The sequence below is a fragment of the Bradyrhizobium sp. genome, from assembly GCF_004799445.1.
Classification (GTDB): Bacteria; Pseudomonadota; Alphaproteobacteria; order Rhizobiales; family Xanthobacteraceae; genus Bradyrhizobium.
In genome coordinates this window covers 27,436-46,139 of sequence record NZ_SSNA01000169.1, presented here as the reverse complement: position 1 = coordinate 46,139, position 18,704 = coordinate 27,436, and the positions used below count along the sequence as shown (strand labels likewise).

Below are 18,704 nucleotides of genomic sequence, written 5' to 3'. Positions count from 1 at the left end.
CCAGCCTTCGTTGTTCCTGCCAACGAGGGCTGATCATCATGAACCCGAACCAAAGAAATCGCGCCTTAGGTAAGGATTTCCTTCTCGCGGCTCTATTGGTGACGGCGGGACTTGTTTTATCCGGCGTTTCGCTGATGGAGCTTGCGAAGAGCAACGTCCAGATGGCGCAAGCGACGCAACCCTTGCAAGCCTCGCCTGCGGCCGCACCGAACGGCGAGCCGGCCGAGTCGAAGCCCGGCGGCGCGCGTCCGACCACGCCGGCGCCCGAACCCGCCCAGCCAAATGCCGCCGCCCAGACGACAGGCGCAGCCCCTACGTTGCCGCCGGCTCCAGCTGAAAAGATCGCGCCGCCGATTCAGCAAAAATAGCGCCAACCGGGATTCTCCGTCATGCGCCCCGCGAAAGCTTGACGTCCAGTATTCCGCGGCGGTCGTGGCGAACGAGTCACCGGCCATCGCGGAATGACGGAACGCGACGTCTAACGCCATTTTGACTTCGCTGCCGATTCTACAGTCTCGCTTGTGTCACCTTGCTGCCGCATAATCCGCCATCGTGACAATGCACCGATGACGCGGGGGCTGTACGGATGAAGATCGACGATGTCAGGCGAACCGCCTATTCGATGCCGCTGACCAGCCCATCGTTCCCGCCGGGGCCCTATCGCTTTTTCAACCGTGAATATTTCGTCATCGCCTATCGTACCGACCCGGAAGCGCTCGCCGCCGTGGTGCCGGAGCCGCTGGAAATCACCGAGCCGATCGTCAAGTACGAATTCATCCGCATGCCCGATTCAACGGGTTTCGGCGATTACACCGAAACCGGACAGGTGATCCCGGTCCGCCTGAACGGCGAGGAGGGTGTCTATACCCATGCGATGTATCTCGACGACGATGCGCCGATCGCGGGTGGCCGCGAGCTCTGGGGATTTCCCAAGAAGCGGGCGACGCCGAAGATCGAAGTCGAGAGCGACGTGCTGGTCGGAACGCTGCACTACGGTTCGGTGCTCTGCGCCTCCGGCACGATGGGGTACAAGCATCGTCCCGTCGATCACGACATCGTGGTGAAGGGGATGCAAGCGCCGAATTTCATCCTGAAGATCATTCCGCATGTCGATGGGTCTCCCCGGATCTGCGAACTGGTGCGCTTCCATCTCGAGGACATCGTCTTGAAGGAGGCCTGGACCGGCCCGGCGGCGCTCGGCCTGTTCCCGCACGCGCTCGCGGACGTGGCGCGGCGGCTGCCGGTGCGCGAGGTGCTCTCGGCCACGCATTTCAAGGCCGACCTCACGCTCGGGCTCGGGACCGTGGCGTTCGATTATCTGGCGAAGTAGTCGAGTTCGCAGCTTTGGCGCATAAGCGCGGCCATACCATTTGCCACGAAATAATCAGAATAGCGCATTCACTATCGGGAATCGGACGCATCTGTGTGGAGGTGAACCGAAATGGCGATCGGCTTCGCCGTCATCGGCAATGACCGGCCTGCCGGCGGGTTCCCCGATCTGTTTTCGCACGAGGATAGCCGGCGATGAGCACCGATTCCCGCAGGCTGAGAAGCGATGAGCCGCTTGCCATGGAAGTCACGGCAGCGCTCAAGCAAGGCGAGGTAGAGCTGCTGAGCCGGCTGCTTGCGGCCGAGCCAGGGCTCGCCGACTGCGTGGTCGAGAATCCCGAAGGCGGCGGGCGGACGCTGCTGCATCTGTTCGCCGATTGGCCCGGGCACGCTCCGAACGCCGCCGCGATCGTGCAGACGCTCGCCGCGGCCGGCTCCGATCTCGACGCGCCGGCCGTCGGCATGCGGCACCGGGAAACGCCGCTGCATTGGGCGGCGAGCAACGACGATGTGGTGCTGATCGATGCCCAGCTCGACGCTGGCGCCGATGTCGAGCATGAAGGGTCATCGATTGATGGTGGTCCGCCCTTGTCCTCGGCCGTTGGCTACGGCCAATGGGCGGCGGCGCGGCGGCTGGTCGAGCGCGGCGCGCGAACCCTGCTCTGGCACGAAGCGGCACTTGGGCTGATGCCGGCGATCATGCGTCGACTCGAATCCGAGCCGGCGCCACGACCCGAGGCGCTTTCGGGACCGTTCTGGAACGCCTGCCATGGCGGGCAACTCGGCACCGCGCAGTACCTGCTGGCGCACGGTGCCGATCTCAACTGGCCCGCGCCTTGGTCAGGGCAAACGCCGCTCGACGTCGCGGAGAAGGCGGCACGCAGCGATGTTGTGGCTTGGCTGCTCGAAAAGGGTGCGGCCCGCGGCAAGAAGGGCGCCTGACCCCAGCGCCCGCCTCGCCTGATCGCAGTCCGCACGGGATCATCAGCGACGGTTGTTGCGGCTGACATTGGTCATGGACCGCAATCCCAACAAGGTAGCAGCGCCCACCCGACACGCGCAGTCAAAGATGTGGCTTTCCCGCTCTCGGTCAGAGATATTGCTGAATTGCCGGCGCAAACAATCGCGTTCGCCGCGCGATAGAACCCTGCCAAGACCCGGCAAGAACGGGTGATCGTGTGACAAGAGACAGTATCGGGATCGGCTTGACCGGCGGGTCTGGTGATTGCGTCAACCCTGACGCGACGGCGGAAGAGAGCCGGCGGCTTGCGATTGCGGTAGCCGTCGGCTGCGCTTTTGCCGGCCTCGCGCTCCGTTACCTCTTTCGGGAGCACGCCACCTCCGACGCCGTTGACTACCTGATCCCCTGGTATGCCTTTGCTCGGGATCACGGCGTTGGCGGGCTCGGCCAAGCGTTCACCAACTACACGCCGTTCTACAGCTACCTCCTGCTGATCGCAGCCCAATTTGACGGGTTGGGCCAGCCGCTTTCGCTGGTGAAGGCGATCTCGGCGGTGTTCGAGTTCGGTTGCGCGATCGTGGTGGCTCGGATCGTCTGGCGGGCTACCAGGGCGCCCTTGCGCGCCTCCATGGCGTTCTCTGGCGTTTGGCTGGCACCGACGGTGATCTTCAACGGCGCTGTGTGGGGGCAGGCCGATTCGATCTGGACCTTCTTCACGCTGCTGTCCGTGTCGTTGTTCATGCGGGACCGCAATGGCGTTCTGCCTTTCGCCGTGGCTTTCGCGGTGAAGGCCCAGGCGGTTTTCCTCGGGCCATTCGTAGTGGGCATGATGCTGCGCCGCAGGATTCACTGGGCGTGGCTCGCCGCCGTTCCCGGGGTTTACGTGGTCCTCGCCATTCCTGTTCTCGTCGCCGGCAGGCCCATCGCCTCGGTGTTCAGGGTCTATATGGACCAAGCCGACACCTTCCATCGCCTCACCATGAATGCCGCGAACATCTGGGTGTTCGCGGGAGGCGCGCCCTACGCGATCGGCGTCGCCGTCGGCCTCCTGCTGGCGGCGGCAGCTGGGCTTGCCTTGTCGGTCTTCATCGTGCGTTCCAGGCAACAGGGGCCGGACTTCATTCTGCTGGCCGCGTGCGCATCTCTCATGCTGATGCCTTACCTGCTCCCGAAGATGCACGACCGCTATTTCTACGCGTTCGAACTCGCCTCCATCGCCCTGGCCTGTCTCAATCCGCGTTATCTACCGCTCGCGGCGGTCGCCCAGGTCGACGGCGTGTTGTCCTATCTCGGGTTCGAGCGCGGGATCGCCATGGGCTTGCTGCCAGCCGCGCTCTGCAACAGTTTTATCGGCTTCTATCTCGTGCTCGACCTTTGGCGCGGCGAGCGTGGATTTCGCTTTCCCAAGCTGGCCTGGCTCGGCTTCGCCGCGTCGACGGCGGGGCTGTTCTCCTATCTGATCCTGGCCGATCCCGGCTGGAACCTGTCCCCCGCCTACCTGCTGGCCGCGAGTCTTGCCACGGTGATGGCGCTGCTGCTCATGAAAGAGTCGCGTTGCGCCTCGGCCGGCATTCCGGGCCGGTAACCTGACCAGCGCTTGTGAATCGTATTCCGCGACGGCTGATACGATGTCTCGCTCATCGCACCAGCACGTTCCTGAATTGCCAGGGATCCGACGTGTCGATGTCTTCCGGGAATAGTCCGGGCCGGTCGGAGAGCGGTGTCCAGTCGGTGTAGAAACCCTTCACCGGGCCGAGATACGGCCGCTGGATTTCAAGGCAGCGGTGGAAATCCATTTCATCGGCTTCGACGATCCCGGCATTGGGATTCTCCAGCGCCCACACCATGCCGGCCAGCACCGCCGACGACACTTGCATGCCGGTGGCGTTCTGGTAGGGCGCTATCTTTCGGGTTTCCTCGATCGAGAGCTGCGATCCGTACCAATAGGCGTTCTTGGCGTGGCCATAGAGCAGCACGCCGAGTTCGTCGATCCCGTCCTCGATCTCGTTCTCGTCCAGGATGTGCCATTTCGGCTGCATCTTGCCGGTGGCGCCGAATATCTCGTGCAGCGACAGCACCGCGTCGTTGGCGGGGTGGTAGGCATAATGGCAGGTCGGGCGATAGATCACGGTGCTGCCGTCGCGCACGGTGAAATAGTCCGCAATCGAAATCGACTCGTTATGGGTGACGAGAAAGCCATATTGCGCGCCCGGCGTCGGACACCACGAGCGCACGCGGGTGTTGGCGCCGGGCTGCGCCAGATAGATCGCAGCGCCACAGCCGTAATTGTGGATGCCGGCATTGTGCGGCATCCACGCTTCATGGGTGCCCCAGCCGAGCTCGGCCGGCTGCATGCCCTCGGAAACAAAACCCTCCACCGACCAGGTATTGACGAACACGTTCATCGGCTTCGGCCGCTTGGAGCGCTGGGTGTCGCGTTCGGCGATATGGATGCCCTTGACGCCGAGCTTGTGGGCGAGCTGGCCCCAGCCTTCCCGGCTCTTCGGCTCGTTGAAGGGCGTGCCGGTGTCGCGGGCGATGTCGAGCAGCGCCTGCTTGACGAACCACGATACCATGCCGGGATTGGCGCCGCAGGTGGAGACGGCGGTCGGGCCGCCCGGGCTGTTGTGCTTGGCGGCGAGCAGGGTCTCGCGCAGCGCGTAGTTGGAGCGCTTTTCGGGGCCGATGTTCTTGTCGAAGTAGAATCCGAGCCACGGCTCCACGACGGTGTCGATGTAGAGCGCGCCGATCTCGCGGCACAGGGTCATGATATCGACCGAGGAGGTATCGACCGACAGATTGACGCAAAAACCCTGACCGCCGCCGGCGGTCAGAAGCGGCACCAGCACGTCGCGATAGTTCTCTTTGGTCACGGCCTGCTTGATGAAGCGCACGCCGTGCGCTTTGGCGAGTTCGCCGTCTTCATGCGGATCGATGATGACCAGGCGCGATTTGTCGTAGTCGAAATGCCGTTCGATCAGCGGCAGCGTGCCTTTGCCGATCGAGCCGAACCCGATCATGACAATGGGGCCGGAAATTTTCGCGTGGATCGGCGGGCTCATGGCAAGGTCTCCGGAACAGGAAAAAGTGAGGTGAAGGGAGAAAACAGCGAAAAGGGCGAGGGATCAGACGGAACGCCGCCTGGCGGTGACTTCGATCTCGACCTTCATCTCGGGTTTGTAGAGACCGGCGACGACCAGAAGCGTTGCGGCGGGGCGAATCTCGCCGAGGACTTCGCCGCAGACCGCGAAATGGGCATCCGCATCCCTGGCGTCGGTGATGTAGTAGGTCGCGCGGACGATGTCGGCCATCGCGAAGCCGGCTTCTTTCAAGGCGGCTTCGATGGTCTTGAAGCAGTTTCGTGTCTGGCTCGTGACATCCGCCGGCATGGTCATGGTGGCGTAGTCGTAGCCGGTCGTGCCGGCGACGAAGGCGAAATCTCCGTCGACCACGGCGCGGCTGTAGCCGGCGGTCTTTTCAAAGGGCGAGCCGGTGGAAATGAGACGGCGGGACATCGAGACCTCGATTGCAGGATTTCGTGCGGTTTACGGGCTTTTTGCCGGTTGGCGCAACCCCCGCAGTGTCACCGGGAACGCTGGGTGACGTCGCTCGCCGGGGGTGTGGCAGCGCCCCAGCGGCGCGCCAGGATATCCCTGACGATCATGACCCCGATCATGATCACCAGGAGGGTGGTGACGATACCGCGGAATCGCGGGCGCGCAGCATCGCCGGGTGCGGGCAGACTGTCTGACATGGTCAGGCCGCGCGCTGCAGCGGCGGCAGGGCCTTCTTGGCGCGCGCCGCCGTTCTTTTCGGGGCGCCCGTCGGCACGATCATGCCCCAGGCACCGTCGAGTCCGCCCTCGCGCAGTTCGCGGCCGAGCAGACGGTCCCGCTCGAACAGGCCGGGCAGCGACAATTCGCCGGTCTTTTGCGCCGAAAAGCCGAAGCGGGCGTAATACGGCGCGTCGCCGAGCAGGATCGCCGCGCCATGGCCGCGCGCTTTCGCCGCCGCCAGCGCGTGGTCCATCAGCGCAGCCCCGACGCCGAGCTTGCGGCAGGCGTTATCCACCGCCAGCGGGCCGAGCACCAGCGCACGCACACCCCCGGCGCTGACGTGCCACAACCGCACGGTTCCCACCAGCCGGCCCTGGCGCACGGCCGAGAAGGCGAGGCCTTCGGCGGGCGCGCGGCCGTCGCGCAGGCGCTGGCAGGTGCGCGTTTGGCGGTTTGCGCCAAAGCAGGCATCGAGCAGCGCTTCGCGCGCAACGACATCCGAGGCCCGCTCGTCGCGGATCGCAAACGGAGTGGCGTCGGTTGTGAGGGCAACGGGGGTGTTCCGCAAAGCGGTCATGGCACGTCAGTCCTCGCTCCGGACGGCAGCAGGCCGCGGGAAGCGTTGTCGGCAGATTCGCGTGTGAGAAGGATGGGAGCCGGCGGACCGGCTCCCGATTAAATCGAGCCTCGGAGAGGCAGGATCAGATGTGATAGGTCCGCAGCGGCGGGAAGCCGTTGAAGGCCACCGACGAGTAAGTCGACGTATACGCACCGGTTCCCTCGATCAGCAGCTTGTCGCCGATCTCGAGCGTCACCGGCAGCGGGTACGGCATCTTCTCGTACAATACGTCGGCGGAATCGCAGGTTGGGCCCGCGAGCACGCACGGCGTCATTTCCGCGCCGTCATGCGGCGTGCGGATGGCATAGCGGATCGACTCGTCCATGGTCTCGGCGAGACCGCCGAACTTGCCGATGTCGAGATACACCCAGCGCACGTCGTCCTCGTCGCTCTTCCTGGAGATCAGAACGACTTCGGTCTCGATGATGCCCGCATTGCCGACCATGCCGCGGCCCGGCTCGATGATGGTCTCCGGGATCTGGTTGCCGAAATGCTTGCGCAGCGAGCGGAAGATCGACCGCCCGTATTGCAGCACCGGAGGAACGTCCTTCAGGTACTTGGTCGGGAATCCGCCGCCCATGTTGACCATGGAGAGGTTGATGCCCCGCTCCGCGCAGTCGCGGAACACCGTCGAGGCCATCGCCAGTGCACGATCCCACGCCTTCACCTTGCGCTGCTGCGAGCCGACATGGAACGAGATTCCATAGGGCTCCAGGCCGAGGCGCTTGGCGAGGTCGAGCACATCGACGGCCATCTCCGGATCGCAGCCGAACTTGCGCGACAGCGGCCATTCGGCTCCGGCGCAATCATAGAGGATGCGGCAGAACACCTTGGCGCCGGGCGCGGCGCGCGCGATCTTCTCGACTTCCGCGGCGCAATCGACCGAAAACAGCCGAATGCCGAGCGCGAAGGCGCGCGCGATGTCACGCTCCTTCTTGATCGTATTGCCGTAGGAAATCCGCTCCGCCGACGCGCCCGCGGCCAGCGCCATCTCGATTTCGGCTACCGAGGCGCAATCGAAGCACGACCCCATCGAGGCCAGCAGCGACAGCACTTCCGGCGCCGGGTTTGCCTTCACCGCATAGAACACGCGGCTGTCCGGCAGCGCCCGGGCGAAGCTCTGATAGTTGTCGCGCACGACTTCGAGGTCGACGACGAGGCAGGGCTCGAGGTCCTGGCCCTCGTTACGGCGGTTGCGCAGGAATTCCTGAATACGTTCGGTCATAGTAGCACCCTCCCAAACGGCCCAGCGACGGGACACGTTCAAAAATGATCTCGGATAAGAGCGCTCCGGCCACGTTGCGCGATGGAGGCGCGACGAGACCAGGAAACTCAAACCGAATTGTGCTGCCGTGGATTGGTTGGGAATGATCCCGCCCGCACACCTGGCAATGAAGGACAAGCCTCTTCGGTATTCGCGCCGGCTGGTGGAAAGCCGGCAGAGACCAAAAAAGCCCGATCCGTCGTTGCTTTAAGTCGCGTCCCCCGTTGAGAACGAGGTGCGCCGGTTCGCCTCCGGCTGCCAGTCACGGTTGCAAGGAGCGAAGAGACCTTCAACGGCATCTCTTGAGAGAGATGCTGGCCTATCAAGTCTTCGACTTACGAAGTCTCTGACTTGAGCGACCCTCGGTTCTTCATCCCTTGGCGGCTGTCCGGCCTCTTGTCCGGATACCTACCGACTGACACACGACCACAGGCACGTGCGAAATTGGGCAATTCTGCACATAAGGGTTTTGAGTCTGCTTCGCAACAATTTTTTTAGGCTGAGGAGAAATTTCCCTAACGCGTGCTTACGTCGCCGCGCCCGGCGCGCGAAAGCGGCGCTGAAAATGAACAGGCGTTAAGTTTCTTTAACGATGCGTAAGGATTTGACGGGAAGCGCCGCGCGACTCCGTCGCGCAGCCGACTTAAGCGCGGCGTGTGAACGGCTCGACGCGCTGTGCGGCGCGGATGAACGCGGCCATGATGAAGACGCCGATCGCGAACAGCACCGCCTGCAGGATATGCGCGCCGGTGTCGTCGAGACCGAACAGGATCGCCAGCGCCCAACCACCGGCGAAGGCCGCGCCAAACACCTCGGCGCCGATCAGGATCGCCGCACTGATGATGGTGATGACGCTGGGCCAGACGATCTGGCGGGCCCTGGTCGGGGAGGCTTGCGAACTCATGGTCTGGATCCTGTTTAAGGGCCGCAATCTCTATGAAAAGGCCGACGCTATCAAGCGCAAAAGGCCCAAAAAAGCCCGATCGCGTGATATAGCTTCGCCAATCAATTTGGGACGCAAACGGGAATTGGTATGTCAGAAACCCATGAAATCACGGCCACCGCGCAAGCTCAGGCAAACCCGCTGCTGCGGCCGTGGCAGACGCCGTTCGAGACGCCGCCATTCGCTGACATCGCGCCGGAGCATTTCCTCCCCGCCTTCGAGCAGGCGTTCGCCGATCATGCCGCCGAAATCGCCGCGATCGAGCATGATCCCTCCGCGCCGGACTTTGCCAACACCATCACCGCGCTGGAGCGCTCGGGCAAGCTGCTGTCCAGGGTCTCGGCCGTGTTCTACGACCTGGTGTCGGCGCATTCCAATCCGGCGCTGCTCGAGATCGACAAGGAGGTGTCGCTCAGGATGGCGCGGCACAGGAACCCGATCATGATGAACGCGGTGCTGTTCGGCCGCATTGCGCTGCTGCGCGACAACCGCGCCAGCCTCGGGCTGACGGGCGAGCAGATGCGGCTCCTGGAGCGCACCTATACGCGTTTCCACCGCGCCGGCGCCGGGCTCGACGAGGCGGCCAAGACGCGGATGGCCGAGATCAACGAGCGGCTGGCCCGCCTCGGCACGACCTTCAGCCACCATCTGCTCGGCGACGAACAGGACTGGTTCATGGAACTCGGCGAGGCCGATCGCGACGGCCTTTCCGACAGCTTCGTCGCCGCCGCGAAATCCGCCGCCGATGAGCGCGGCATGACCGGCAAGGCGATCGTGACGCTGTCGCGGTCCTCGGTCGAACCGTTCCTGAAGACCTCCGGCCGCCGCGAGCTGCGCGAGAAGGTCTACAAGGCGTTCATCGCGCGTGGCGACAACGGCAACGCCAACGACAACACCGAGAGCATTGTCGAGATCCTGGAACTGCGCGAGGAGAGCGCCAGGCTGCTGGGCTATCCGACCTTCGCCGCCTATCGGCTGGAGGACTCGATGGCCAAGACGCCGCAAGCCGTGCGCAGCCTGCTGGAGCGGGTCTGGAAGCCGGCGCGGGCCCGCGCGCTGGCCGATCGCGACGCCCTGCAGGCGCTGGTGGCCGAGGAGGGCGGCAATTTCGCGCTGGCGCCATGGGACTGGCGCTACTACGCCGAGAAGCTCAGGCAGCGCCGCGCCAATTTCGACGATGCCGCGATCAAGCCCTATCTGGCGCTCGACCACATGATCGAGGCCGCTTTCGACTGCGCCAGCCGCCTGTTCGGTCTCAGCTTCTCCGAGCGGAAGGATGTTCCGGTCTGGCATCCGGACGTGCGGGTCTGGGAGGTCAAGGATAGCGCCGGCCGCCACAAGGCGCTGTTCTACGGCGACTACTTCGCCCGGCCGTCGAAGCGCTCCGGCGCCTGGATGACATCGCTGCGCGACCAGCAAAAACTCGATGGCGACATCGCCCCCCAGATCATCAATGTCTGCAACTTCTCGAAGGGGGCGGACGGCGAGCCTTCGCTGCTGTCGCCGGATGACGCGCGCACCTTGTTCCACGAATTCGGCCACGGCCTGCACGGAATGCTGTCGGACGTGACCTACCCGTCGCTGTCCGGCACCAGCGTGTTCACCGATTTCGTCGAACTGCCCTCGCAGCTTTACGAGCACTGGCAGGAACAGCCGCAGGTGCTGCGGCAATTCGCCCGGCATTACCAGACCGGCGAGCCGCTGCCGGACGACCTGTTGAAGCGCTTCCTCGCCGCGCGCAAATTCAATCAGGGCTTTGCCACGGTGGAATTCGTCGCCTCGGCGCTGATCGACCTCGAATTCCACACCCAGCCGGCTTCGGCGACCCGGGATGTGCGGGCGTTCGAGCGCAGTGAGCTTGAGAAAATCGGGATGCCTGCGGAGATCTCGCTGCGGCACCGGCCCCAGCAATTCGGCCATATTTTCGCCGGCGATCACTATGCCTCGGGTTATTACAGCTACATGTGGTCCGAGGTGATGGATGCCGACGCGTTCGGCGCCTTTGAGGAGGCCGGCGACATTTTCGATCCGGCGACCGCCAAGCGCCTGCACGACGACATCTATGCCTCGGGCGGCTCGCGCGATCCGGAAAACGCCTATGTCGCGTTCCGCGGCCGGGAGCCGGAGCCGGACGCCCTGCTGCGCCGCCGCGGCCTCCTCGATACACCCGAGGCCGCCTGACGTGGGCAAGGCGATCCGCCGCGTGCTGGGTTTGCTGCTGTCGGCCGGCGCGCTGGCGCTCGGGGCAGGGGTGGCAGAGGCGCATCCGCATGTCTGGATCACGGCAAGCAGCGAGCTGATCTATGTCCCGGACGGCTCGATATCCGGCGTGCGTCACGCCTGGACCTTCGACGATATGTTCTCGACCTATGCGTTGCAGGGCATCGAGACCAAGACCCAGGGCGTCTACAGCCGCGAGGAGCTCGGGCCGCTGGCGCAGACCAATGTCGAATCGCTCAAGGAATTCGGCTTCTTCACCTTCGCCAGGGCCGACGGCAAGAAGGAGAAATTCCAGGAGCCGGTCGATTACTTCCTTGAGGTCAAGGATGGTTTGCTCATTCTGCATTTCACGCTGCCGCTGAAGACGCCCGTGAAACCGAAGGAGCTGGCGCTGGAGGTGTTCGATCCCTCGTTCTTTGTCGACTTCAAGTTCGCCGACAAGGACCCGGTCAGGCTGGTCGGCGCTCCCGCCACCTGTCAGGTGAACTTCCAGCGGCCGAACGACGGCACCGTCAACGCCCAGGCGCTGGGCGAGCAGACCTTCACGAACGGCGACAATTCAAACTTCGGGGCGATGTTCGCCAACAAGATCACGGTGACCTGCCCGTGAAGTTGAAATTCCGTCGGAAATCCCGACAAGCATCCTGGCAAGATATCGCGCATGGACCGGCGATCTGGGTTTTGGCCCTGACGGCCGTTCTCATGCTCGACGGTGCCGTCCACGCCCTGATGGCGCAGACGCCGTTCGGCGGTTCGCGCGCCAGCGGCGCCGAGCCGCAGGTGGGCGGCGTCGTCGGTTGGCTGCTGTCAAAACAATCGGAATTCTACCGCGAGATGTCCGCGACGATTCGCGCCGCCAAGTCCGACGGCCATGCGGTCTGGACGCTGCTTGGGATTTCCTTTGCCTACGGCATTTTTCACGCCGCTGGCCCCGGTCACGGCAAGGCGGTGATCTCGTCCTATCTGGTCGCCAACCAGGAAACCGCGCGGCGCGGCGTCGTGCTGTCGTTCGCTTCCGCATTGCTGCAGTCGCTGGTCGCCGTGGTGATGGTCGGGGTTTGCGCTTGGCTGCTCAACGCCACCGCCAGGACCATGTGCGGAGCCGAACGGACCATCGAGATCGTCAGTTACGCCCTGATCGCGGCGTTCGGCGCCCGGCTGGTCTGGACCAAGGGCGGCGGTTTTATGCGGGCGCTGCAGGTGCAACGGCCGGCGCTCGCGAGGGCGGCGGCCGCGTCCCATGATCATGCGGGCCACGGACACCACCATCATCACCACGAACATGCCCCTGCTCACGCCGAGGTCGCGCATCTCGCCCATGACCATGACGAGCATTGCGGCCACTCCCACGGCCCGGTTCCCCGCGAGCTGGCCGGCCCCGGCGGCTGGCGGCGAGGGTTTGGCGCGATTTTCGCGGTGGGTTTGCGGCCCTGTTCGGGCGCCATCCTGGTGCTGGTATTCGCGCTGGCGCAGGGGCTGTTCTGGGCCGGTGTCGCCGCGACCTTCGTGATGGGGCTTGGCACCGCGATCACGGTGGCGGCCATTGCCGTCATCGCGGTGTCGGCCAAGGATCTCGCTCGCCGCCTGAGCGGCACAAAGGAGGGCGGCGGCGCGCTGTTCATGCGCGGCGTGGAATTCGGCGCGGCGGGACTGGTGCTGCTGTTCGGTGTCGGCCTGCTGTTCGGCTATCTCGCCGCCGAGCGGGTGACCTGCTTCTAGTCTGGCCGCGCTCATCGCCGGCGACAAGCAACTCGCGCCATTGTTGCTGCTGACCGATGGCGTGACCCCTTGATATGAATATGAACCGGGAGCCGAGCCACCGCGACAAACCTCACGACCAATATTGGCAAAGGCCCCCAGCCCGTCGTGATCAAAAAAAATCCGCATACCTGGTTCGTTTCAATCCATATTCCGCAGCAAAAGAAGACCGGACATTACGCTCGTCGCTCCCGGACCTTTGCCAGCGAGGCCGAGGCCAAACAGTTTGCGGCGGCCAGGATCGCGGCAGGCGCCGAAGTCAGTGCGGGAACGCTAAATCCCCATGCGCCGAAAAGAATTGTCGGGCCGTCGGAAATTGAAAGCTGGCTTGCAGAAGAGACAAGCAGGTCCGCAAGCCGGGCTGACTGACCTGACCCGGCCGGCTTGATGCTCCGTCTAACACCACCCCCGGCGCGGGCGGTGCGGCGCTCGCGGGGGGTCTTGAGGAGTAGCTTTGTCCTGTCTTGCTCATTTCTGCGCTAAAGTGCACGCGAGTGTTGGAGCAAGGATTCATCTCTCGATATCAATCGGGCATGCAGAGCATCCGCTGATTTCCGCTTCCGGTCGCCACACCGGAGGTCACGATTTCGCTGCTCTGGCACCCGCGGCTGGATGCCGATCCGGCTCATCGCTGGCTGCGCGGATGCGTTCGGGAAGTTTGCGCGGAGCAACTCACCAAATCATCGACACGCGGAAAGCGCCGAAGGGTAAATTAGTATCGCGAGAATGAAGCCGCCTTGATTGCCGCCAGCAATCGCCCGGAACGATTTGCCCGCGCCGCCCTACTTCGGTACATCGTGCTTCCTTGTCCCGTCGTCTTTCTTCGCAGGGTCCTTGGAAACTGGGGCCCTGGACACTGTGTCCCTCTTCACGCCAATGTCCCTGGACAGACCGTTCCTAAAGTCGATGTCCTGCGACATGGGATCCTGGGCGAAGGCGGCCGGAGCGATCGCCAGGCTGAGCCAAAGTGCGGCAGCCGAAATACCAGGCACGATGCGGGTGCTGACGTTCATGGATGGTCTTCCCTCTTGTATCCCCGGCTCTCTCAAGCGGCCTATCCCTGTGGTAGGGACGATCCGGGATCGCGGTTGTTACCGCGGGATCGAAAAAAGCTCCGCGCGCGCATCCGTGGCCGGGATACCCTGATGCTATTGCTGCGTCGCGGCACGCGCGCTAGGCTCGGTCGAATGGGTGCAGGAGGACCGCGTGACCACATCGGACGACAGCAAGATTTCTGGGGATCGCCGCGAAGCGCTGCGCTACGCCTTGGCGGTTGGCAGTGGCGCGGCGCTGGCATCCGCCCTCCTGAGCCCGGCATCGGCGCAGGCGAGCGCGGACAACACGCTCGACCGCATCCGCGCCAACAAGGTGCTACGCATCGCGGTGCTGCCGGGAGAGCTGCCCTATTTCAACAAGGATCTCGCCACCGGGACCTGGTCCGGCTTCTCGATCGAGATGGCCAACGACATTGCCAAGCTTCTCGACGTCAAGCTCGAATACATCGAATCGACCTACGGAAACTCGATCCTCGACCTGCAATCCAACAAGATCGATCTCGGCTTTGCCCTCAATCCGACCCCGCAGCGGGCGCTGGTCGTTGATTTCACCGCGACCGTATTTCCGCATCCGTTCGGCGCCATGCTCAGGAAGGGACTGGAAGCCAGAACCTGGGCGGACATCAGCAAGCCCGAGGTCAGGATTGCGGTCGATGTCGGCTCAGCCAACGAGACGGTTGCCCGCCGCTTCGCGCCGAATGCGACGATCAAGTCGATGAAGTCGCGCGACGAGGTGATGCTCGAGATGTCGGCCGGACGGGTCGATTGCGTGGTCAACGCGCTGGTGCTGGGCCTGACGGCGATCGCCAAGAATCCGAACCTCGGCAGCTACAAGATTTTGCAATCGCCCTCGGTCGCGATTCCCTCCAGCATGGCGGTGCGGCGCGAACAGGACAAGCGCTGGCGCGATTTCCTGTCGGTGTGGGTCGACTACAACCGCGGCATCGGGCAGATGCGCGAATGGTTCGTCAAGGGGCTGACGCTTGCTGGCGTGAAGCCGGAAGACGTGCCGGTCGAACTCAACATCTGAGGCGCTGCAGAATTGCCCACTAGAACCTTAGGATCAGTGCGATGGCGGAAATAAAAGTCCCAACGACTGCGGGCGCTGGCACCACATTGTCGATTGGGCGGTGGTTCAAGCGAGTGGGCGATCCCGTTACCGTGCAAGAGCCGTTGGTCGAAATTTTTGCCGATGGTGTGACGCATGAAGTTCGAGCGCCTGCAACCGGGGTGTTGTCCAAGGTGTTGATGAAAGATGGCCAGACCGTCGAGCCGGGAACCGTGCTCGGTGTGATTGATCAGGTCTGATACGATCAAGATCAAACGATTTAACGGCCTCGCTTCACAGGCTCGGGCTCGAAGCAACCTGTTGATGCAATACCGGATGCCATCCCCCATGGCGCCCGATGAATAACGCCCTCAGCATTCCCCGTGCTGGCGCCGGTTCTCTAGGGTTCGACTGGAATGTCGGACCGGTCTTCGGAGAGCCAGGACACAGACCCTTCAGCGCAGGGAAGTTGACGCAGATCAATGCCTTTATGTGCGGTATCTGACATAGGCTACTGGTCGGCCAGATCGGCGGCAAGCTCCGCTCCGAACCGCGACGATACCGCGCAAGGAGCGGGTCACGGTACAGGAACAGCTCTGAGACCACATCCTCGAAGCGGTCGTCGCGCAATACCCGCGCCATATCATGGCGTTTCCCCAGAACCAAGGATTGTCGCATGTCTCTCATTCGAATTGCAGCAACTGCCGGCGCCGGCCTGTTCCTCGGCCTCGCGCCCGCCTCGGCGGCGCCGATCAATCCGGCCGCACCGCAAACAATCGGGCCCCACGCCTCCGTCGAGCAGATTTACTATCGAAATGACGCGGCTGTTCCCGCGGCGATCCTTGGCGGCATCGTGTCCGGCGTGATCGGCGGCGCGCTCGGCGGCAGCTGCTACTACAACGACTGCGGCTACGGCGACGGTTACTACGGCGGCGGTGGATATGTCGGCGGTGGATATGTAGGCGGCGGCCGTGGCTATCGCGGCGGACGCGGCGGTGGCGGTCATGTCAACGTCGGCCATGCCGGCGGCGGTGGACACGGCAGGCGTTAGCAGCTCGGACCGCGTGTCATCGCACGTAAGTCCAGGATTGGCCGACGGCCTGAGGTGGCCGAGACCCTCGATCGAATCCCATAACCGCTTTATCCATTCCAGCTTTGGAGCTTCACATGCAATACCTGAAAGTTTGCGCTCTCGTCATCGCATCGGCGATTCTCGCCGCCGGCTTCGGTCCAGCCCGGGCCGAGAAGGAAGGGAGCCGCGGGTCGGTCTATGATCGCATTTGCTCGGCGTCGACCGAGCACGGCCATCACCACAAGATGGCGAAGCGACTGGCGGAATACCTCAATCTCACCGACGCGCAGAAGGCCGCCTACAAGGAATTCGTCGATACGCGCACCAAGGCCGTCGACGACATGAAGACCAACCTTTGCGCCACCAAGCCGGATCTGTCGACGTTCGAATCCCGGCTCACGTTCCACGAGAAGATGCTGGAGGCACGGGTCGCCGCGCTTAAAGAGGAAAATCCGAAGCTGCTGGCGTTCTACAAAAGCCTCGACGCAGACCAGAAAGAGAAGTTCGACCAGTTCCGTAGCCGCCGGGATCGGGATCGCGAATAGCACCAGCTATTTTCGTGCGTCCGAGGCCTGCGACGCATTCCTCGGGCGCTGGCGGCTTCCGCGACAGGCCGCCCGCGGGTTGATGCTGCGACATCAATCCGAATTCGGCTGCGTGCCGACGAGTCCACGCCCCGCTCACGCCTTGTCGTAGGTCAGGCCGCGCTCGAGCCTGCGTCCTACCAGCGTGGCCGGGAACAGGATCGCGAAGTAAATCAAAGCGACGATCGTATATACTTCCAGCGGCCGATAGGTGTCGGCGTTGATCAGAGTCGCGTTGTAGACGAGATCCGGCACCGCGATAATGGACACCAGCGAGGTGTTCTTCAGCTGCGTCACCGACTGGTTGACGTAGGGCGCCAGCATCGGTTTCAGCGCCTGCGGCAGGATCACCAATCTCAGCACGCGCCATGACCCAAGTCCCAGGGCGCGCGCCGCGTCCCATTGTCCGCGATGGATGCTCTCGATGCTGCCGCGGACAATCTCGGCATAGAACGCCCCGCCATAGAGCGACAGCACGGTGACGGCGGCGACATGCGCCGGGATGTTCACACCGATGACGACCGGAAAGGCGTAATAGAACCAGATGATCTGAACCAATAGCGGCGTGCAGCGGAACAGTTCGATATAGGCGAGCAGAAGCCAGTCGATCACGGGCCAGCGCCTCAGCCGCAGGATGCCGACCACCAGACCGAGCACGGTCCCGAGAAAGACGGTGCCGATCGTGTAGGCGATGGTCCAGCCGAGCCCGAGCCAGAACAGGTGGCTGTATTTGCCGAGGATCGCGAAATCCCAAACGTAGGGCATGTCCGGTCTCGCTTACCCTCTTGCCTGCCGGAGGTCGGCCATCAGAGGTAACGGCCGGGCGAAAACGGCGCCGCGTCGAAGCCTGGCTGCGTGCCTGCGATCATCGCTGCGATCGCCGCTCCCGTCGCAGGGCCGGTCGTGAAGCCGATGTGCTGGTTGCCGAAAGCGAGCCACAGGCCGGCATGACGTGGCGCGGGCCCGATCATCGGCAGGCTGTCGGGCAGCGTCGGCCGCGCCCCGCGCCAGGGTTCGCCGACCGCCGCGCCGAATTCGACCACGCCGCGCGCGGCCGGCACCACCTGGTCGAGCTGGACGAACGATGAGGGCGCATCGCGGGCGGTCAGCTCGACCCCGGTGGTGACTCGGATGCCCTGTTCCATCGGCGTCATCAGGAAACTGCCTTCGGCGTCATGGATCGGACGTTGCAATGAACGTGCCGGGTTCGGCTTGAATTCGCGATGGTAGCCGCGTTCGAAGGCTAGGGGAACACGATAGCCAAGCGGCCGCAACAGGTCCGCCGACCACGGTCCCAGCGCGACCACGATATGGCGCGCCGAAATTCCGCCGTCGGCGAGCACCACGCGCCAGCCCTCGCTGTCGGGCACGATCGCCCTGATTTCCGACTGACGGATCTCGCCACCCAAGCCCACAAACATCCGTGCATAGGCCTTGACCACGGCGCCCGGCGAGTCCACCGAGGCGGTCTGGGTGTGCAGGAGGCCGACCTTGTAGACGGGCACGATGTTCGGCTCGAGCGCGGAAATGGCCTGACGGTCGAGCAGCTGGCTGGCGATGCCGTATTCGGCGAGAAAGGCCTGCTCTGCCTTCGCAGCACCAACGGCGTCGCTGCGCCACGCCTTCAGCCAGCCGGTCTCGCGGATGCGCTGCGCCGCGTCGGCTTTCACGATCCATTCCCGATGCAGCTGCAGCGATGCGCCGATCAGCCCGTGCAGGGCCGTCGCCCGCGGCCTGGTGCGAGAGGGTGTCGCATTGGCGAGGAAGCGGATGATCCAGTCGATATTCCTGATAGCCCAGACGGGATCCCAGCGCAGCGCCGCGTGCCGGTTGGTCAGGTAAGTCGGCAGCGCGCTCCAGAGCGACGGCTTGTTGAGCGGCGATATCGAGCCGCTGGAGAGAATGCCGGCATTGCCATAGGAGGTCTCGTTGCCGGGCTCGCGCCGATCGACGAGGACGACCGACAGGCCCCTCTGCCGCGCGGCGATGGCCGCAGACACCCCGACGATGCCTGCGCCCAGCACGATGACATCCGTTGGCTTGTCCGTGAAATTGTCCGGCATCGGTCCTGCTTT

Annotated in this window: 21 protein-coding genes; 12 read left to right on the top strand and 9 right to left on the bottom strand. The window is 63.9% G+C overall.

Features of this window, described 5'->3' with window-relative positions; genetic code table 11:
• The first annotated feature begins 38 nt into the window (after positions 1 to 38).
• From E8A46_RS21905 to E8A46_RS21890, 4 genes are all read left to right on the top strand, one after another.
• Entirely contained in the window at positions 39 to 368 is a 330-nt protein-coding gene (locus tag E8A46_RS21905) for a hypothetical protein (RefSeq protein ID WP_291565764.1), read from the top strand.
• Positions 369 to 586: 218 nt separating this feature from the next.
• Entirely contained in the window at positions 587 to 1,330 is a 744-nt protein-coding gene (locus tag E8A46_RS21900) for an acetoacetate decarboxylase (protein ID WP_291565762.1), read from the top strand.
• 194 nt (positions 1,331 to 1,524) lie between these two features.
• Complete coding sequence (locus E8A46_RS21895) at positions 1,525 to 2,271, top strand: ankyrin repeat domain-containing protein (protein ID WP_291565760.1); 747 nt, start codon at positions 1,525 to 1,527, stop codon at positions 2,269 to 2,271.
• Positions 2,272 to 2,507: 236 nt separating this feature from the next.
• Complete coding sequence (locus E8A46_RS21890) at positions 2,508 to 3,875, top strand: hypothetical protein (protein WP_291565758.1); 1,368 nt, start codon at positions 2,508 to 2,510, stop codon at positions 3,873 to 3,875.
• 52 nt (positions 3,876 to 3,927) lie between these two features.
• On the opposite strand, the gene E8A46_RS21885 is transcribed toward E8A46_RS21890, so the two are convergent.
• From E8A46_RS21885 to E8A46_RS21860, 6 genes are all read right to left on the bottom strand, one after another.
• A complete protein-coding gene (locus E8A46_RS21885; protein ID WP_291565756.1) occupies positions 3,928 to 5,352 on the bottom strand; it encodes a homospermidine synthase in 1,425 nt (474 codons plus the stop codon).
• 63 nt (positions 5,353 to 5,415) lie between these two features.
• Positions 5,416 to 5,805, bottom strand: coding sequence for a RidA family protein (locus tag E8A46_RS21880; protein ID WP_291565754.1), 390 nt, complete (start codon positions 5,803 to 5,805; stop codon positions 5,416 to 5,418).
• 68 nt (positions 5,806 to 5,873) lie between these two features.
• Positions 5,874 to 6,044, bottom strand: coding sequence for a hypothetical protein (locus E8A46_RS21875; protein ID WP_291565752.1), 171 nt, complete (start codon positions 6,042 to 6,044; stop codon positions 5,874 to 5,876).
• 2 nt (positions 6,045 to 6,046) lie between these two features.
• Complete coding sequence (locus tag E8A46_RS21870; protein ID WP_291565750.1) at positions 6,047 to 6,643, bottom strand: N-acetyltransferase; 597 nt, start codon at positions 6,641 to 6,643, stop codon at positions 6,047 to 6,049.
• Between the two features lie 124 nt (positions 6,644 to 6,767).
• Positions 6,768 to 7,910: a type III PLP-dependent enzyme gene (locus E8A46_RS21865; RefSeq protein ID WP_291565749.1), complete on the bottom strand. Its 1,143-nt coding sequence runs from the start codon at positions 7,908 to 7,910 to the stop codon at positions 6,768 to 6,770.
• A 682-nt stretch (positions 7,911 to 8,592) separates the two neighbouring features.
• Positions 8,593 to 8,853 carry a hypothetical protein gene (locus E8A46_RS21860; RefSeq protein ID WP_291565747.1) on the bottom strand — a complete coding sequence of 87 codons (261 nt, stop codon included), beginning with the start codon at positions 8,851 to 8,853 and terminating at the stop codon, positions 8,593 to 8,595.
• 129 nt (positions 8,854 to 8,982) lie between these two features.
• Here E8A46_RS21860 and E8A46_RS21855 point away from each other — a divergent pair, with 129 nt between their 5' ends.
• The 4 genes from E8A46_RS21855 to E8A46_RS21840 all read left to right on the top strand — a co-directional run bounded on the left by E8A46_RS21855 (position 8,983) and on the right by E8A46_RS21840 (position 13,239).
• Complete coding sequence (locus tag E8A46_RS21855) at positions 8,983 to 11,073, top strand: M3 family metallopeptidase (protein ID WP_291565744.1); 2,091 nt, start codon at positions 8,983 to 8,985, stop codon at positions 11,071 to 11,073.
• A gap of 1 nt (position 11,074) precedes the next feature.
• Positions 11,075 to 11,722, top strand: a complete 648-nt coding sequence (locus tag E8A46_RS21850) for a DUF1007 family protein (protein ID WP_291565741.1) — start codon at positions 11,075 to 11,077, stop codon at positions 11,720 to 11,722.
• Positions 11,723 to 11,814: 92 nt separating this feature from the next.
• Positions 11,815 to 12,831, top strand: coding sequence for a nickel/cobalt transporter (locus E8A46_RS21845; protein ID WP_291565739.1), 1,017 nt, complete (start codon positions 11,815 to 11,817; stop codon positions 12,829 to 12,831).
• Between the two features lie 147 nt (positions 12,832 to 12,978).
• Positions 12,979 to 13,239 (top strand): hypothetical protein, encoded by a 261-nt coding sequence (locus E8A46_RS21840; protein WP_291565738.1) that lies wholly within the window; start codon positions 12,979 to 12,981, stop codon positions 13,237 to 13,239.
• A 413-nt stretch (positions 13,240 to 13,652) separates the two neighbouring features.
• On the opposite strand, the gene E8A46_RS21835 is transcribed toward E8A46_RS21840, so the two are convergent.
• The gene (locus E8A46_RS21835) at positions 13,653 to 13,883 is read right to left on the bottom strand and encodes a hypothetical protein (RefSeq protein ID WP_291565736.1); all 231 of its coding nucleotides are present in this window, start codon (positions 13,881 to 13,883) and stop codon (positions 13,653 to 13,655) included.
• Positions 13,884 to 14,076: 193 nt separating this feature from the next.
• Here E8A46_RS21835 and E8A46_RS21830 point away from each other — a divergent pair, with 193 nt between their 5' ends.
• From E8A46_RS21830 to E8A46_RS21815, 4 genes are all read left to right on the top strand, one after another.
• Positions 14,077 to 14,955, top strand: coding sequence for a transporter substrate-binding domain-containing protein (locus E8A46_RS21830; RefSeq protein WP_291565734.1), 879 nt, complete (start codon positions 14,077 to 14,079; stop codon positions 14,953 to 14,955).
• Positions 14,956 to 14,996: 41 nt separating this feature from the next.
• Positions 14,997 to 15,233, top strand: coding sequence for a biotin/lipoyl-containing protein (locus E8A46_RS21825; protein ID WP_291565733.1), 237 nt, complete (start codon positions 14,997 to 14,999; stop codon positions 15,231 to 15,233).
• 416 nt (positions 15,234 to 15,649) lie between these two features.
• The gene (locus E8A46_RS21820) at positions 15,650 to 16,024 is read left to right on the top strand and encodes a hypothetical protein (RefSeq protein WP_291565731.1); all 375 of its coding nucleotides are present in this window, start codon (positions 15,650 to 15,652) and stop codon (positions 16,022 to 16,024) included.
• Positions 16,025 to 16,140: 116 nt separating this feature from the next.
• Complete coding sequence (locus tag E8A46_RS21815; protein ID WP_291565729.1) at positions 16,141 to 16,590, top strand: Spy/CpxP family protein refolding chaperone; 450 nt, start codon at positions 16,141 to 16,143, stop codon at positions 16,588 to 16,590.
• 135 nt (positions 16,591 to 16,725) lie between these two features.
• On the opposite strand, the gene E8A46_RS21810 is transcribed toward E8A46_RS21815, so the two are convergent.
• Together E8A46_RS21810 and E8A46_RS21805 are read right to left on the bottom strand one after the other, a co-directional pair.
• Entirely contained in the window at positions 16,726 to 17,394 is a 669-nt protein-coding gene (locus E8A46_RS21810; RefSeq protein WP_291565726.1) for an amino acid ABC transporter permease, read from the bottom strand.
• Between the two features lie 41 nt (positions 17,395 to 17,435).
• Positions 17,436 to 18,692 carry an FAD-dependent oxidoreductase gene (locus E8A46_RS21805; RefSeq protein ID WP_291565724.1) on the bottom strand — a complete coding sequence of 419 codons (1,257 nt, stop codon included), beginning with the start codon at positions 18,690 to 18,692 and terminating at the stop codon, positions 17,436 to 17,438.
• Positions 18,693 to 18,704 lie beyond the last annotated feature (12 nt).

Coding starts and splice junctions, on each gene's coding strand:
- E8A46_RS21905 (WP_291565764.1), top strand. CDS start 39: ATGAACCCGAACCAAAGAAATCGCGCCTTAGGTAAGGATTTCCTTCTC.
- E8A46_RS21900 (WP_291565762.1), top strand. CDS start 587: ATGAAGATCGACGATGTCAGGCGAACCGCCTATTCGATGCCGCTGACC.
- E8A46_RS21895 (WP_291565760.1), top strand. CDS start 1,525: ATGAGCACCGATTCCCGCAGGCTGAGAAGCGATGAGCCGCTTGCCATG.
- E8A46_RS21885 (WP_291565756.1), bottom strand. CDS start 5,352: ATGAGCCCGCCGATCCACGCGAAAATTTCCGGCCCCATTGTCATGATC.
- E8A46_RS21880 (WP_291565754.1), bottom strand. CDS start 5,805: ATGTCCCGCCGTCTCATTTCCACCGGCTCGCCCTTTGAAAAGACCGCC.
- E8A46_RS21875 (WP_291565752.1), bottom strand. CDS start 6,044: ATGTCAGACAGTCTGCCCGCACCCGGCGATGCTGCGCGCCCGCGATTC.
- E8A46_RS21870 (WP_291565750.1), bottom strand. CDS start 6,643: ATGACCGCTTTGCGGAACACCCCCGTTGCCCTCACAACCGACGCCACT.
- E8A46_RS21865 (WP_291565749.1), bottom strand. CDS start 7,910: ATGACCGAACGTATTCAGGAATTCCTGCGCAACCGCCGTAACGAGGGC.
- E8A46_RS21860 (WP_291565747.1), bottom strand. CDS start 8,853: ATGAGTTCGCAAGCCTCCCCGACCAGGGCCCGCCAGATCGTCTGGCCC.
- E8A46_RS21855 (WP_291565744.1), top strand. CDS start 8,983: ATGTCAGAAACCCATGAAATCACGGCCACCGCGCAAGCTCAGGCAAAC.
- E8A46_RS21845 (WP_291565739.1), top strand. CDS start 11,815: ATGCTCGACGGTGCCGTCCACGCCCTGATGGCGCAGACGCCGTTCGGC.
- E8A46_RS21835 (WP_291565736.1), bottom strand. CDS start 13,883: ATGAACGTCAGCACCCGCATCGTGCCTGGTATTTCGGCTGCCGCACTT.
- E8A46_RS21825 (WP_291565733.1), top strand. CDS start 14,997: ATGGCGGAAATAAAAGTCCCAACGACTGCGGGCGCTGGCACCACATTG.
- E8A46_RS21820 (WP_291565731.1), top strand. CDS start 15,650: ATGTCTCTCATTCGAATTGCAGCAACTGCCGGCGCCGGCCTGTTCCTC.
- E8A46_RS21815 (WP_291565729.1), top strand. CDS start 16,141: ATGCAATACCTGAAAGTTTGCGCTCTCGTCATCGCATCGGCGATTCTC.
- E8A46_RS21810 (WP_291565726.1), bottom strand. CDS start 17,394: ATGCCCTACGTTTGGGATTTCGCGATCCTCGGCAAATACAGCCACCTG.
- E8A46_RS21805 (WP_291565724.1), bottom strand. CDS start 18,692: ATGCCGGACAATTTCACGGACAAGCCAACGGATGTCATCGTGCTGGGC.